11 protein-coding genes and 1 riboswitch are annotated in these 14,078 nt (G+C 74.0%); of the genes, 4 read left to right on the forward strand and 7 right to left on the reverse strand.

Annotated features, from left to right (window positions below; genetic code table 11):
- The coding region (locus ABZ914_RS32200; protein WP_500197836.1) for a hemolysin family protein at nucleotides 1-967 on the reverse strand (967 nt) is incomplete at its 3' end.
- Nucleotides 968-1,155: 188 nt separating this feature from the next.
- Between ABZ914_RS32200 and galE the strand changes: the two genes are divergently transcribed.
- The gene (gene galE, locus ABZ914_RS32205; RefSeq protein WP_190868503.1) at nucleotides 1,156-2,109 is read left to right on the forward strand and encodes a UDP-glucose 4-epimerase GalE; all 954 of its coding nucleotides are present in this window, start codon (nucleotides 1,156-1,158) and stop codon (nucleotides 2,107-2,109) included.
- A complete protein-coding gene (gene galK / locus ABZ914_RS32210; protein ID WP_500197839.1) occupies nucleotides 2,106-3,251 on the forward strand; it encodes a galactokinase in 1,146 nt (381 codons plus the stop codon). The genes galE and galK overlap by 4 nt, the downstream gene beginning before the upstream one ends.
- A gap of 91 nt (nucleotides 3,252-3,342) precedes the next feature.
- Here the strand turns inward: galK and ABZ914_RS32215 are convergent, their stop codons facing one another.
- From ABZ914_RS32215 to ABZ914_RS32235, 5 genes are all read right to left on the reverse strand, one after another.
- Complete coding sequence (locus tag ABZ914_RS32215) at nucleotides 3,343-6,042, reverse strand: hypothetical protein (RefSeq protein WP_500197840.1); 2,700 nt, start codon at nucleotides 6,040-6,042, stop codon at nucleotides 3,343-3,345.
- Complete coding sequence (locus tag ABZ914_RS32220; RefSeq protein WP_500197843.1) at nucleotides 6,039-7,808, reverse strand: HSP90 family protein; 1,770 nt, start codon at nucleotides 7,806-7,808, stop codon at nucleotides 6,039-6,041. Before ABZ914_RS32220 ends, ABZ914_RS32215 begins: the two co-directional genes overlap by 4 nt.
- Before the next feature lie 156 nt (nucleotides 7,809-7,964).
- The gene (locus tag ABZ914_RS32225) at nucleotides 7,965-8,954 is read right to left on the reverse strand and encodes a malate dehydrogenase (protein ID WP_500197845.1); all 990 of its coding nucleotides are present in this window, start codon (nucleotides 8,952-8,954) and stop codon (nucleotides 7,965-7,967) included.
- A gap of 260 nt (nucleotides 8,955-9,214) precedes the next feature.
- A complete protein-coding gene (locus ABZ914_RS32230; protein ID WP_190868508.1) occupies nucleotides 9,215-10,432 on the reverse strand; it encodes an NADP-dependent isocitrate dehydrogenase in 1,218 nt (405 codons plus the stop codon).
- A 139-nt stretch (nucleotides 10,433-10,571) separates the two neighbouring features.
- Nucleotides 10,572-11,000 carry a DUF3017 domain-containing protein gene (locus ABZ914_RS32235; protein WP_190868509.1) on the reverse strand — a complete coding sequence of 143 codons (429 nt, stop codon included), beginning with the start codon at nucleotides 10,998-11,000 and terminating at the stop codon, nucleotides 10,572-10,574.
- A gap of 269 nt (nucleotides 11,001-11,269) precedes the next feature.
- Between ABZ914_RS32235 and ABZ914_RS32240 the strand changes: the two genes are divergently transcribed.
- On the forward strand, nucleotides 11,270-12,007 hold the full coding sequence (locus ABZ914_RS32240) for an FHA domain-containing protein (protein ID WP_190868510.1): 738 nt from the start codon (nucleotides 11,270-11,272) through the stop codon (nucleotides 12,005-12,007).
- A gap of 185 nt (nucleotides 12,008-12,192) precedes the next feature.
- Here the strand turns inward: ABZ914_RS32240 and ABZ914_RS32245 are convergent, their stop codons facing one another.
- Entirely contained in the window at nucleotides 12,193-13,041 is an 849-nt protein-coding gene (locus ABZ914_RS32245; RefSeq protein ID WP_433141809.1) for a bifunctional methylenetetrahydrofolate dehydrogenase/methenyltetrahydrofolate cyclohydrolase, read from the reverse strand.
- Nucleotides 13,042-13,087: 46 nt separating this feature from the next.
- A riboswitch (ZMP/ZTP riboswitch) is annotated at nucleotides 13,088-13,173 on the reverse strand.
- Nucleotides 13,174-13,267: 94 nt separating this feature from the next.
- Here ABZ914_RS32245 and ABZ914_RS32250 point away from each other — a divergent pair.
- Nucleotides 13,268-13,861, forward strand: coding sequence for a GNAT family N-acetyltransferase (locus ABZ914_RS32250; protein WP_500197848.1), 594 nt, complete (start codon nucleotides 13,268-13,270; stop codon nucleotides 13,859-13,861).
- Nucleotides 13,862-14,078: the final 217 nt, after the last annotated feature.

Below are 14,078 nucleotides of genomic sequence, written 5' to 3' on the forward strand. Positions count from 1 at the left end.
CCGCGGACCGCACCGCCGGCTGCGCTGACCACCGCGCCGCCGGCCGGGCCGCCTGCTGTACCGCCTGGGACGCCGCCCGCGGCGTGACGCGCACGCGGGCCACCCGCCGGCCCTCCATCCGGGCCACCCGCAGCTCCCGGTCCGCGGCCGGGACCGAGTCGCCCTCGGCGGGCACGCGGCCGAGCACCGCCATGATGTGCCCGGCGACCGTCTCGTACGGCCCGTCCGGCAACCGGAGGCCGGTCTCGGCGGCGAAGTCGTCCAGGTTGAGCAGGCCGTCGACCTCGACCACGCCGCCGTGCAGGCGCCGTGCCTGCGCGTCCTGCACATCATATTCGTCGCGGATGTCCCCGATCAGCTCCTCCATCAGGTCCTCGAGGGTGACGATCCCCGCGACGCCGCCGTACTCGTCCATCACGATCGCCAGGTGGCAGCCCTCCCGCCGCATCTCCGACAGCACCGGCAGGACCCGCTGCGAGGCCGGCAGGAACTTCACCGGCCGCACCAGCGACCCCACGGGCGCGGCGCCGTCCCGGTCCTCGGGGACGAGCAGGTCCCGGATGTGGACGAACCCGATCACCTCGTCGTGGGAGCCGCGGCACACGGGGAACCGGGAGTGCGGGCTGCCCGCCGCGGCCCGCGCCGCCGCCGCCAGCGGCATGGCCGCGTCCAGGAACACCACCTCGGTGCGGGGGACGAGCACCTCCCGCAGCGGCCGCTCCCCCGCCGCGAACACCTCCTCGATCAGCGCCCGCTCGTCGGCGGCGATCTGCGTGTTCTCCGCCACGAGGGCGCGCATGCGCTCCGCGGTCAGCTCCTCGCGGAGCGCGTTCGGGTCGCCGCCCGCGAGCCGCACCACCAGGTCCGTCGAGGTGGACAGCAGCCACACCAGCGGCCGCGCGAGCCGGCCCGGCGGCCGGAACGCCGCCGGAGCGGCCGCCTGCTCGCCGCCGGGCGTCCGGTCCATGGGATCAGCCTTCCCCGTCCGCGCCCCGGATAGCCGCCTCCGCACCCGCGGACGGCCGCCCTCGCGGTCCGGACGTCCGCCCTGGCGCTGCGGACGGCCGCCCTCGCGGTTCGGGATCTCCGGGGGCGGGGTTGCGGATAGCCTGGACGGCACCCCGCCGTCCAGTCGTCTTCCCAGGAGGTCCGTACGTGAAGCTGCTCGTCACCGGAGGCGCCGGCTACATCGGCAGCGTCGTCTCCGCACTGCTGCTGGAGGCGGGCCACGAGGTCGTCGTCCTGGACGACCTGTCCACCGGGCACGAGGACGCCGTCCCCGCCGGAGCGCGGCTGGTGCGCGGCACGCTGCGCGGCGCCGCCGCCGAGGTGCTGGGCGGCGCCGGGTTCGACGCCGTGCTGCACTTCGCGGCGAAGTCGCTGGTCGGCGAGTCCGTCGAGAAGCCGGGCCTGTACTGGGACAAGAACCTCGGCGAGTCGCTGGCGCTGCTGGAGGCGATGCGGACCGCCGGGGTCGCGAAGATCGTGTTCTCCTCGACCGCCGCCTGCTACGGCGAGCCCGAGTCGACGCCGATCCTGGAGACCGACCCGACCCGGCCCACCAACCCGTACGGCGCGTCCAAGCTGGCGATCGACACCACGCTCGCCGAGTACGCGCGGCTGCACGGCATCGGCGGCGTCTCGCTGCGCTACTTCAACGTCGCGGGCGCCTACGGCACACAGGGCGAGCGGCACACCGTGGAGACCCACCTGATCCCGAACGTGCTGAAGGTCGCGCTCGGGCAGGGCGAGGCGGTGAAGATGTTCGGCGAGGACTACCCGACCGCCGACGGGACCTGCGTTCGCGACTACATCCACGTCGCCGACCTCGGCCGCGCCCACCTGCTCGCGCTGGACGGCTGCGAGCCCGGCGCCCACCAGATCTTCAACCTGGGCAGCGGCACCGGCAACTCCGTCCGCGAGGTCATCGAGGTGTGCCGCGAGGTCACCGGCCGCGACATCCCGGCGGAGGTCCACCCGCGCCGCCCCGGCGACCCGGCGGTGCTGATCGCGTCCTCCGACAAGATCCAGTCGCAGCTCGGCTGGAAGCCGGAGCGGGACCTTCGCGCCATGGTCTCGGACGCCTGGACCTTCCTGCGCTCGCGATGACCGATCTCGGCTCCGCGTTCCGCGCGGCGTTCGGGCGGCCCGCCGAGGGCGTCTGGCACGCGCCCGGCCGGATCAACCTGATCGGCGAGCACACCGACTACAACGACGGCCTCGTCCTGCCGTTCGCGCTGTCGCGGGGCGTGTCGGTGGCCGCCGCGCGCCGCGACGACGGGCTGGTCGAGGTCCGCTCCCGGCAGGCGGACGGCACCGTCACCGCGCCCGTCGACGGCGGAACGGTCGTCTCGGAGGGCTGGCCGGCCGAGCGGGCCTGGGCCGCGTACCCCGTCGGCATGGCACGGGTGCTGCGCGAGCACGGCACCGGCGGCGCGTCCCTGCTGATCGACTCGGACCTGCCGCAGGGCGCGGGCCTGTCGTCGTCGGCCGCGCTGGAATGCGCGACCGCGCTCGCCCTCTGCGACCTGCACGGCGTCGAGATCGACCGGCCTGAGCTGGCGCGGCTCGCGCAGCGCGCCGAGAACGAGCAGGTCGGCATGCCGTGCGGGCTGATGGACCAGTCCGCGTCGCTGCTCGCCACGCCCGGCCACGCGCTGATGCTCGACTGCCGCAGCGGCCTGTCCGCGCAGGTCCCGTTCGACCCGTCGCGGGCCGGGCTGACGCTCCTCGCCGTCGACACCCGCGCCTCCCACGCCCTCACCGGCGGCGACTACGGGCGGCGGCGCGCCGAATGCGAGGAGGCCGCCGCCCTGCTCGGCGTCGACGCGCTCCGCGACGTCAAGGACCTCGCGGGCGCGCTCGGCCGGCTCCGCGACCCGGTGCTGCGGCGCCGCGTCCAGCACGTCGTCACCGAGAACCACCGCGTCGAGGCGTCCGTCGGGCTGCTGCGCGCCGGCGCCGTCGCCGAGCTCGGCGCGATGCTGAACGCCTCGCACCTGTCGCTGCGCGACCAGTTCGAGATCTCCTGGCCGGAGGCGGACGCGGCCGTCGACGCGGCGCTGCGCGCGGGCGCCCGCGGCGGCCGCATGATCGGCGGCGGGTTCGGCGGGTCGGTGATCGTGCTCACCGCGTCCGACCGCGCCGACCGGGTGCGGGACGCCATCGCGGCGGCCTACGCCAAGCGCGGCTGGACGGCACCGGAGTTCCTCGACGCCGTCCCGTCCGCCGGGGCCCGCCGCCTGGCCTGACCCCGCCGCCCGAGCCGTGGCGGCCCGGCCTGGGCCCGCCGTCCGGCCCGGCCCATCCGCCGGGCCTGGGTCATCCGGCGGGCCTGGCGCGTCACTCCTGGAGCGCCGACCTGATGTCGGCGAGGAGGGCGGCGGCCTGGTCGGCGGGACCGGTCTCGTCCAGCGACCGGAAGCCGTCCACCGCGGCGGACGCGTGCGGCTCCGCGTCCGCCGGACGCCCGGTCTGCGCGAGGATGCGCGCCTGGTCGTAGGACACGAGCGCGGTCTCCCAGGTGCGGGGCGGGCCGTCCGGCAGGGCCTCCAGGGCGGCGCGGGCCGCCTCCACCGTCGCGACGGCCCGCTCCGGCTCACCGCTCCACAGCAGGCACATCGCCGCGCGGCGGCGCGCCCGGACGGCGCCCTGCCGGTCGCCCGCCCCGGCGTGGGCGTCGGCGGCCTCCGCGAAACGCTCGGCGGCCATGGCGTCCTTGTCCAGGTTCGTCAGGATCTCGGCCGCCTCCTCCAGGAAATGCGCGGCGGCGCCGGGCTCGCCGTCCTTCGCGGCGTCCGCGGCGAGGGACGCGAACGTCTCGGCCCCGTCCTCCTCGCCCATCCCCTTCTGCGCGTGCGCCAGGATCAGCCGGCAGCGCCGCGCGGTGCCCTCGTCGAGCCCCGGCAGCGCCTCCTCGGCGGCCTCCGCCGCCTCCAGGTGCCGCCCGGTCTCCAGGTACCCGGCCGCGAGGTCCACGCGCACGTGGACGGCCTGCTCGTGCAGGCCCTCGGCCGTCCACGCCGCGACCGCCTCGGCGAGATCGGCGACCGCGTCCGCCGCGCGCCCCGCCGACAGCAGCGCGAGCCCCCGCTCGGTGTGCGCCATCGCCCGCATCGGCGACGGCTCCCGCAGCGCGCCGATCGCCTCGTCGAGCAGCGCGAACGTCTCCTCCGCCGCACCGGCGCCGCCGTCCGCCGGGGCGGTGCCGTCCTCCGCCGGGGGCCGCCGGACGAGGGTCTGGGCGAGCAGCAGCGCGGGCGACGCCACCGTGTCGGGTTCGTCCGACGCGCGGGTCTCGGAGAGGGACCGGCGCAGCGCCGCGACCGCGCCGTCCTCGTCGCCGGCCGCCAGCAGCGCGCGGCCCCGCAGGAACCACAGCTCACCGGCCCGGTCGGGGGCGTCGTCCGGGACGGCCCGGTCCAGCGTGGCGAGCGCCTCGTCGGGACGGTCGCGGTCCAGGTGGGCGCCGGCGAGCCGGAACAGCGCCGCCGTCGCGGCACCGTCCTCCTCCGGATGCGCGGCGAAATGATCGGCCGCCGCAATCATGTCGGCCAGACCGCTCTCGTCGCCCAGATCGAACCTCAGCGCCCCGAGCCGGCTCAGCACCCGGTGCCGCAGCCCCTCCTCGCCCAGCTCCGCGAACCGCCCGGCCGCCTCCGCCCAGCACGCGACCGCGCCCTCGCGGTCGCCGTCCATCGCCCGCTCAACGCCCCGGCCGTCCAGCCGCCGGGCGATCTGCAGCGGGGTCGGCGCGGCCGCCTCGGCGAGCGCGTCGAAACGCCGCCACGCGGCCAGGGTGCGCACCATGTCGCGGCGGGTCCGGCGCGCGTCGCCGATCGCGAGGAGCTCGTCGAGGTCGTCGATGGACTCGATGTCGCCGTCCCCGGCCTCGGGCTCCGGCGCCCGGGCAGGAGCCGGAGCCGGTGCCGGGCGGCGGTGATGCGCGGCCAGCGGGACGAACCCGAACACCGGCTCGGCCGCCAGCAGCGCCCGCACCTTGCCGCCCTGGTGGGACGTGCCGTTGCGGGCGTCGAACCGGGCCGCGAGATCCGTCGCGCGGCCCTCCAGCTCGGCGCGCAGCTCCGCCACCGGCACGTCCGCCGCCGGCCGGCCGCCCGACGCCGGACGGCGGACCGTCACCGCGTCCCGCCCCGACGCCGCGACCCGCCCCAGCACCGCGGCCGCCGCCGCGGCGAACATCATCTCCGCGTGCGCGTGCGGCGCCCGGTCCAGCCACCCGAGATGCCGCTGCACGATCTCCAGCCCGCGCGCGTCGTTCCCGGTCAGCACGCAGAACTCCAGATGATCGGCGATGTCGCCGAGATCGGCGACCTGCCGGCGGTGCGCCCGGTACGCCCGGCGGTGCGCGTCGGCCGCCGCCTCGGGACGGCCCGTCCGCAGGTACACCGGCAGCATCGCCGTCTGGATGCCCTGCGGCTGCTCCTTGCACGACAGCTCGGACGCCAGCACCGGCGCCGCGATCTCCGCCGCCTCCTCGTACCGCCCGGCGTCCGCGAGATGCGCCACCATGCCGGTCGGGTCGCAGCCCTCGCAGTCCGACAGCTGGTCCCGCTGCGCCGCCCGCCACTTGGCGAACCAGTCGTCCGCCGACGGATCCCCGAGATGCCGCGCCACGATGTGCCGCCGCCGGTACACCGCCTGGAGGCTGTGGCCGCCCGCCCGGTAGCGGCGCTCCATGTCGTCCAGCACCGCCCGCGTCCGGTCGAGGGGGATCTCCGGGAACTTCGTCAGGGAGCTCACCACCGCCTTCATCTGCCACAGCAGCACCAGCGGCTCGTCGAACCGGCCGGGATCGCGGTCGTGCTCGGCCAGCGTCCGCCCGAACGTCGCGAACGCCTTCGCCGGCTCGCCGCCGAACTGGTACGCGTCGGTCAGCCGGACCCGCACCCGGAACGCCAGCACCTCGTCGCCGGCCTCCTCCGCGCGGCGCAGCGCGTCCTCCACCAGGACGGTCCGCGCCTCCCCGTACGGAAGCTCCCCCGCCCGCGTCATCAGCGCGTACACGTCGTCGATGCTCACTGGCCCGCCTCCGGAGGGTGGACGGCCCACTCCAGCAGGCCGATGAACGAACGGTTCAGCACCGCCGTGTCCGCGGGACGCAGCGGATGGTGCCCGAGCAGCAGCGCCTGCCCGTACAGCGCCTGCACGGCCGGCTCCACCGGCCCGTCCGCGCCGAGCGCCGTAACACGCCGCGTCAGCGGATTGCGGTAGTTCAGCACCAGCTGCGGGCGCTCCACCCCCGCCGACGCGCCCACCGCGCCGAGCACGTCCGCCCAGAGCTCGCCAGCCTCCTCCCGCGCCCGCGACAGCTCCTCCCGGAACTGCGCGTCCCGGCTGGTCAAGTACAGCGCCGGCAGCGACGCCGGATCGAAGTCGCGGACGACCACCTCGCAGCCAAGCCGCTCCACGGCCCGCTGCGCCGCCGCCAGGAACGGCCGCAGCGCCAGCTCCGCCGCCGGATCCAGCAGCCCGAACGCCGTCGCCAGCTCGGACGCGTCCAGCCGGGACAGCCGGACGTCCGGATCGAGGTCCGGCAGCCGCTCGATGATCTCCGTGTCGTGCACGTAGCCGCCGTTGACGAGGCCGACGCCCTGCGCGCCCGCCACCGCCGACAGCCGCCGGAACTCCTCCACGCTCCCGGTGAACCGGCCGTCCGGATGCCGCCGCCGGAACTCGTGCAGCGTCATCGGGCCCGCCGACGTCTCGTACTCCATCCACCGGTCGACGATCCGCAGCATGTCGTCGTCGTGCAGCGCCATCGCCTTCACGCCGAGCTGGTGCAGCCGCAGGAACGCGCGCAGCCGCGACGGATCGGTCTCCGCCAGCCGCACCAGCCACTGCCGCAGCACCTCACCGAGGCCCTGCCGCGCCGACTCCAGCAGCTCGTCCTCGAACAGCGCCTCCCGGCTCGCCGTCGGCCGCAGCTCCCCCGCGTCCACCACGCACCGGACGAAGAACGCCCACTCCGGCAGCAGCCCCTGCACGCTCTCCGCCAGCAGCATCCGCTTCAGGTACACGCGGTGCGCGCCGCGGGCCGTCGGCGACACCGGCTCCGGCAGGACGAACGCGACCCCGGTCAGCCCCGCCTCCGCCACCTCCAGGTCCACCACGTCGAACGGCGTGAACCCGTACAGCTCCTCGCAGTACCGCTCCAGCGCGCGCCGCCGCGCCGCCGGATCGCGGTAGGACGCCCGCCACGGCGGGCCCTCCCCCGTGACCGCGACACCGTCCACGACCAGCTCGATCGGGAGCAGCGACCCGTAGGTGCGGGCCAGCTCCGCCACCACCGGCGCGCTCAGCAGCTCCGCCGACCCCGGCCGCGCCCGCAGCGTCACCGTCGTGCCCGGCTCGTCGCGCTCCCCCGGCTCGACCCGGTAGCTGCCCTCCGACCGGCCCGTCCACCGGACCGCGTCGCCGCCCTTCGCGGACCGCGACACCACCTCGATCTCGTCCGCCACCAGGAACCCCGACAGCAGCCCGATGCCGAACTGGCCGAGGAAGTCGTGCCGCGCGAACCCCAGCTCGTCCCGCTTCGACGACCGGCCGATCGTGGCCAGCAGCGTGTGCACCTCGTCCGCCGTCAGCCCCACGCCGTCGTCGTGCACCCGCAGCGCCCCGCCGCCGGTCTCGATCACCACCCGGCCGCCGCCACCGCCCCGCGCCGTGATCGCGTCCACCGCGTTCTGCAGCAGTTCCCGCAGGTACACCCGCGGGCTCGCGTACAGATGGCGGCTGAGCAGATCCACCACCCCGCGCAGATCCACCTGGAAAGCCCGATCCGCCACCCGCGTCCCTCCCCGTCGCCTTCGAACGCGATCACACCCTAACGACCGCTGCCGACAGGTTCGCGGGAATTACGACGCGAACGAGCCCCGGACCGCGAAGGTCCGGGGCTCGCGCGTAGGCCGTACGGGTACGGGCCGGTCAGATCAAGCGGCCGGTCAGATCAGGCCGAGCTTGCGGACGGCGTCGCGCTCCTCCGCCAGCTCGTTCACCGACGCGTCGATCCGCGCGCGGGAGAAGTCGTCGATCTCCAGGCCCTGGACGATCTCCCACTTGCCGTCCTTGGTGGTGACCGGGAACGAGGAGATCAGGCCCTCCGGCACGCCGTAGGAGCCGTCCGACACGACCGCCATCGACGTCCAGTCGCCGTCGGCGGTGCCGTTCACCCAGGTGTGCACGTGGTCGATCGCCGCGGACGCCGCCGACGCCGCCGACGACGCGCCGCGCGCCTCGATGATCGCGGCGCCGCGCTTGGCGACGGTCGGGATGAAGTCGTTCTCCAGCCACGCCTGGTCGTTCACGGTCTCGGCCGCGTTCTTGCCGCCGATCTCCGCGTGGAACACGTCCGGGTACTGGGTGGCGGAGTGGTTGCCCCAGATCGTCATCTTCTTGATGTCGGCAACGGACACGCCCGCCTTCTTCGACAGCTGCGCGAGGGCGCGGTTGTGGTCCAGGCGGGTCATCGCGGTGAACCGCTCGGCCGGGACGTCCGGCGCGTGCTGCTGCGCGATCAGCGCGTTGGTGTTGGCCGGGTTGCCGACCACCAGCACCTTGACGTCGTCGGCGGCGCCGGCGTTGATCGCCTCGCCCTGCGGCTTGAAGATGCCGCCGTTGGCCTCCAGCAGGTCGCCGCGCTCCATGCCCTTCGTGCGCGGGCGGGCGCCGACCAGCAGCGCCACGTTCGTCCCCTCGAACGCCTTGGTCGCGTCGTCGAAGATGTCGATGCCGCTCAGCAGCGGGAACGCGCAGTCGTCCAGCTCCATCGCGGTGCCCTCGGCGGCCTTCACCGCCTGCGGGATCTCCAGCAGCCGCAGGCGGACGGGTACGTCCGCGCCGAGCAGGTGCCCGGAGGCGATGCGGAACAGCAGCGCGTAGCCGATCTGGCCCGCGGCGCCGGTAACGGTGACATTGACTGGGGTGCGCGTCATGCGTCCTTCTCCTGCTGTGACCTGACGGGGCTCAGGCGGCCATCCTTCGAACCCGACCGCCGAAGAGCACCCAAGGAACCGGTCCGCCGCACGGGTTCTCTCGCCGTCGAGATATTTCCGACGTCAGGCTATCGCGCGCGGCCCGCCCGTCATGCGCCAGGTGCCCGCCCCGGCATGGTTCACACCCGCACCGGTCCACGAGACGCAAAAGGCCGCCCCGGACGAACCGGGACGGCCTCGCGAACCGAAGAGCGACGGGATCAGGCGTTGATCTTCTTCTGGAGGTTGGTGTCGAGCGCCTCCAGGAAGCCCTGCGTGGTCAGCCAGGGGGTGTCGCCACCGACCAACAGAGCCAGATCCTTGGTCATCTGGCCGGACTCGACGGTCTCGACGCAGACGGCCTCCAGCTTGCGCGCGAAGTCGATGACCTCGGGCTGGCCGTCGAGCTTGCCGCGGTGCTCGAGGCCACGGGTCCAGGCGAAGATCGACGCGATGGGGTTGGTCGACGTCGGCTTGCCCTGCTGGTGCTGCCGGAAGTGCCGGGTCACCGTGCCGTGCGCGGCCTCGGCCTCGACGGTCTTGCCGTCGGGCGTCATGAGGACGGAGGTCATGAGGCCGAGCGAGCCGAAGCCCTGCGCGAGGGTGTCGGACTGCACGTCGCCGTCGTAGTTCTTGGCGGCCCAGACGAAGCCGCCCTCCCACTTGAGCGCGGCGGCGACCATGTCGTCGATGAGCCGGTGCTCGTAGGTGAGGCCCTTGGCCTCGAACTCGGCCTTGAACTCGGTCTCGTAGATCTCCTGGAAGAGGTCCTTGAACCGGCCGTCGTAGGCCTTGAGGATCGTGTTCTTCGTCGACATGTACAGCGGCATCTCGCGGCTCAGCGCGTACCGCATGCTCGTCCGGGCGAAGTCGCGGATCGAGTCGTCGAAGTTGTACATGCCCATGGCGACGCCGCCGCCCGGGAAGGAGGCGATCTCGAACTCCATCGGCTCGCCCTCGTTGTCGGGCGTGTAGGTGATCGTCACCTTGCCGGGGCCGGGGACCACGAAGTCGGTCGCCTTGTACTGGTCGCCGTGGGCGTGGCGGCCGATGATGATCGGCTTCGTCCAGCCGGGCACCAGGCGCGGGATGTTCGACACCACGATGGGCTCACGGAAGATCACGCCGCCGAGGATGTTGCGGATCGTTCCATTGGGGGAACGCCACATCTTCTTCAGGCCGAACTCTTCGACGCGCGCCTCGTCGGGGGTGATGGTGGCGCACTTGACGCCGACGCCGTGCTCGGCGATGGCGTTCGCGGCGTCGATGGTGACCTGGTCGTCCGTGGCGTCACGGTGCTCGATCCCCAGGTCGTAGTACCTCAGGTCGACGTCGAGGTAGGGCAGGATCAGCTGGTCCTTGATGAATTTCCAGATGATCCGCGTCATTTCGTCGCCGTCGAGTTCGACGACCGGGCCCGCTACTTTGATCTTGGGCATGCTGTTGCTGTCCCTTTCCTACACCTGGCCAGCAGTCCTTGTAAGGCTCAACTGGCAAGGCTAGCCGAGGCCCGGGTGCGGTCTAGACCTGGGCTCCTGGCGAGGGTGGTCGCACCCCTGGCGACCTGCGGATATATCGTTAGCCGGGCGAACCGTCCCGGCGCCGGAGGAGCAGCAGCCGCACTCCGCGGGCCGCCATGACCAGGGCGATCAGCACGCCGAACGCGCCGGCCCCGATGAGGCCGGTCTTGTTCATCGGGGGGATGCTGAGCGCGACGAACGCGACCATCTCGCCGAGGATGACGAGCGTCCAGCAGTCGATCGGGCGGCTGCGGACGGCGAGCAGGCCGAGCTGGGACTCCGGCAGCAGGAGCCGCGCGAGCGCGCCGAACAGCAGCGCGGCGGCCATCAGGCCGGAGCCCTTGCGGAAGTAGTTGAGGGCGCAGAGGGCGAGGCCGCCGCCGACGCCGCTGAGCACGATGAGGTACGGCAGCCGCGCGAGCCACTGGGGGGCGGCGCTCTTGCCGCGCGGCGCCTTGCGCCGGCGCCGGTGCACCTGCGTGCTCATGGGTCAACGGTAATGCCGATCGGCGCGTGGCACGACATCGCGGGGCGGCGGGGCGGGTCGTGCTGAGCCGGGTGAGGGGTCCGGTGATCGTTCCTCCGGATCGGCGGCCGGACTTGTGCTCCGGCGACGGAATCGCACCCGGTCCGGCTGGTGGCGAAGAGCCCCGAATGCCTTGCGCCATCGGTGCTACTCGCCAGTAGGAGGGTGTGACGGGGGTCCGCCCGGGTAACCCGGCAGACAGGGGTCGCTAACTAGCTGGGAGGACTGCCGTGGAGGGGCCGTTCATGCGGATCGAGGACAGCGGGCTGGTGGTGCCGCTGCGCCCCGACGTAACGACGGTCGGGAGAGGGAGAGGAGTCGACATCCGCCTCGACGACCCGAGTGTGTCCCGTTTGCACGCCGAGATCGTGCGGCGCGGCCCGTACGTCTACGTCGTCGACATGGGCCTGTCCCGCAACGGGACCCGTGTCAACGGCCGGCCGATCGCCCGCCGTGTGCTGGAGGACGGTGACGTCGTGAGCTTCGGCACGGCGCGCTGCCGGATGGGGGGCATCCCCCGTGAGGAGGTCGACCCGGACGTCGAGCTGCGGCGCGCCGTGGCCCCCGAGCTCACCCGCCGCGAGGTCGACGTGCTGACCGCGCTGTGCCGTCCCGCCCTGTCCGACGAGGCGTTCGTGGCCCCCGCCACGGCGCGGGACATCGCGGGAGAGCTGGTCGTGACCGAGGCCGCGGTGAAGCAGCACCTGCTGCGGCTCTACCAGAAGTTCCGGATCCCGGAGGGGGCCAACCGGCGCACCCGGCTGGCCAACGAGGTCATCGCGATGGGACTCGTCCGGCCGCTGCCGCCGGTGCACGTCCCCCAGCAGGGCCGCCCTCCGATCGACGGGCGCCCGCCGGGGATGCGGGGCCCGGCGGAGGCGCGCAGGCCGGGGGCGCCGGGACACGCGCCCGGCCATCCGGGTCCGGCGCGCACCGCGCACACCACGGCGGGCCGCCGGGCCAGCTGAGGTGCCGGACCGGCCGGGCCGAGCGTGCGGTCGCCCTCGATGGCAGCGCAATGAGGGCGATCGCCAGACCCGCCCGAGCGGGGCCGCGCAAGTGACGGCGCGGCTCCGTCCGGGAGTAACCGGGTGATGCGGAGGGGCCGCCACCGTGGGTGTCGGTGGCGGCCCTCACGCATGTCCGGGACCGGTCAGGCGGCCTGCTCGGCGGCCTCGACGACGTTCTGCAGGAGCATCGCGCGGGTCATCGGGCCGACGCCGCCGGGGTTCGGGGCGACCCAGCCGGCGACGTCGCGGACGTCGGCGGCGACGTCCCCGGTCAGCTTGCCGTCGACGCGGGAGACGCCGACGTCGAGGACGGCGGCGCCGGGCTTGACCATGCCGGCGGTGATCAGGCCGGGCACGCCGGCGGCGGCCACGACGATGTCGGCGGCGCGGGTGTGCGCGGCGAGGTCGCGGGTGGCGGTGTGGCAGAGGGTGACGGTGGCGTTCTCGCTGCGGCGGGTCAGCAGCAGCCCGAGGGACCGGCCGACGGTGATGCCGCGGCCGACGACGGTGACCTCGGCGCCCTTGAGCGGGACGTCGTAGTGGCGGAGCAGCTCGATGATGCCCTTCGGGGTGCAGGGCAGCGGGCCGGGCTGCATCAGGACGAGCCGCCCGAGGTTGGTCGGGTGCAGGCCGTCGGCGTCCTTCGCGGGGTCGATCAGCTCCAGCACCCGCTGCTCGTCCAGGCCCTTGGGAAGGGGGAGCTGGACGATGTAGCCGGTGCAGGCGGGGTCGGCGTTGAGCTCGGCGACGGCCCGCTCGACGTCGGCCTGGGACGCGGTCTCGGGCAGGTCGCGGCGGATGCTCTCGATGCCGACCTCGGCGCAGTCGCGGTGCTTCATGTTCACGTAGGAGCGGCTGCCCGGGTCGTCGCCGACCAGGACGGTGCCGAGGCCGACGGACACGCCGCGGTCGCGGAGCGCCTCGACGCGGCGCTTGAGGTCGGAGCGGATCTCGGCGGCCAGGGCCTTGCCGTCCAGAATCTGTGCGGTCATGCATGCCTCCGCGGTGTCTCGCCAGGGACCGAGCCCGGCTCGAGGTCCCGTCCACCCAGGCGCGCGGTGTCCGGACTGTCGTTCGCTCCCCGGTGGTGATCCACCTTGACCGCGCCAGTCGCGTCGAAACCCCATGGTAGCCGCCCCGGGGGCGGCGAGTGGCTCGCGGAAATCGCCGTGAAGTGGCCCTGCCGGACGCTCAGCGGCCCCTCATAGCGTGGACGCCATGAGCGACGAGTGGTTTGCCCGCCCGGTCCTGACCGGGCGTTACGTGCGTCTTGAGCCTCTTTCCCTCGACCATGTGGACGGGCTGTTCGAGGCGTCGAAGGAGCCGTCGATCTGGACGTGGAAGAACGAGCGCCGGCCGGAGACCGCGGAGGCCATGCGCGCCTGGGTCGAGAAGGCGCTGGCGGGGTGCGAGCGCAGGCTGCGGCTGCCGTTCGCGCAGGTCGACGTGGCGACCGGGGAGGTCGCCGGGAGCACCTCGTACTACGAGATCGCGCCGCACGACCGGGGGCTGTGCATCGGGCACACCTGGCTGGGGGCGCGCTGGCAGCGGACGGGGTTCAACACCGAGTCGAAGCTGCTGCTGCTCCAGCGGGCCTTCGACGACCTGGGGGCGATCCGGGTCGGCTGGCACACGCACGTCCGCAACGAGCGGTCGCGTGCGGCGATCGAGCGTCTCGGCGCGTCGTTCGAGGGGATCCACCGCAAGCACCGGGTCCGCGCGGACGGGTCGATCCGCGACACCGCCGTCTACGCGATGACCGACGACGACTGGCCGGAGGCGTCGAAGGCGCTGCGCGCCAAGCTGCGCTGAGCTGCGCTGAGCGCGCACGCCGAAGGCGCGCCGGGGGCCGCGCTAGTCGTCGGCGCGTTCGCGGCGGGCGAGGATCCTGTCGGTGCCGTGCCAGCCGAGCTGGCCCGCGAGCATCGCGGCGAGCACCGCGGCGACGAGCCCGACGGCCTGCCGGGACTCCATCAGCAGCGCGTCGGCCTGGCCGACGTGGGCGACCAGAAAGGTCGTCAACGAGTCC

This window comes from Spirillospora sp. NPDC046719 (assembly GCF_040645715.1).
Classification (GTDB): domain Bacteria; phylum Actinomycetota; class Actinomycetes; order Streptosporangiales; family Streptosporangiaceae; genus Spirillospora.

Coding starts and splice junctions, on each gene's coding strand:
- galK (WP_500197839.1), top strand. CDS start 2,106: ATGACCGATCTCGGCTCCGCGTTCCGCGCGGCGTTCGGGCGGCCCGCC.
- ABZ914_RS32225 (WP_500197845.1), bottom strand. CDS start 8,954: ATGACGCGCACCCCAGTCAATGTCACCGTTACCGGCGCCGCGGGCCAG.
- ABZ914_RS32230 (WP_190868508.1), bottom strand. CDS start 10,432: ATGCCCAAGATCAAAGTAGCGGGCCCGGTCGTCGAACTCGACGGCGAC.
- ABZ914_RS32235 (WP_190868509.1), bottom strand. CDS start 11,000: ATGAGCACGCAGGTGCACCGGCGCCGGCGCAAGGCGCCGCGCGGCAAG.
- ABZ914_RS32245 (WP_433141809.1), bottom strand. CDS start 13,041: ATGACCGCACAGATTCTGGACGGCAAGGCCCTGGCCGCCGAGATCCGC.
- ABZ914_RS32250 (WP_500197848.1), top strand. CDS start 13,268: ATGAGCGACGAGTGGTTTGCCCGCCCGGTCCTGACCGGGCGTTACGTG.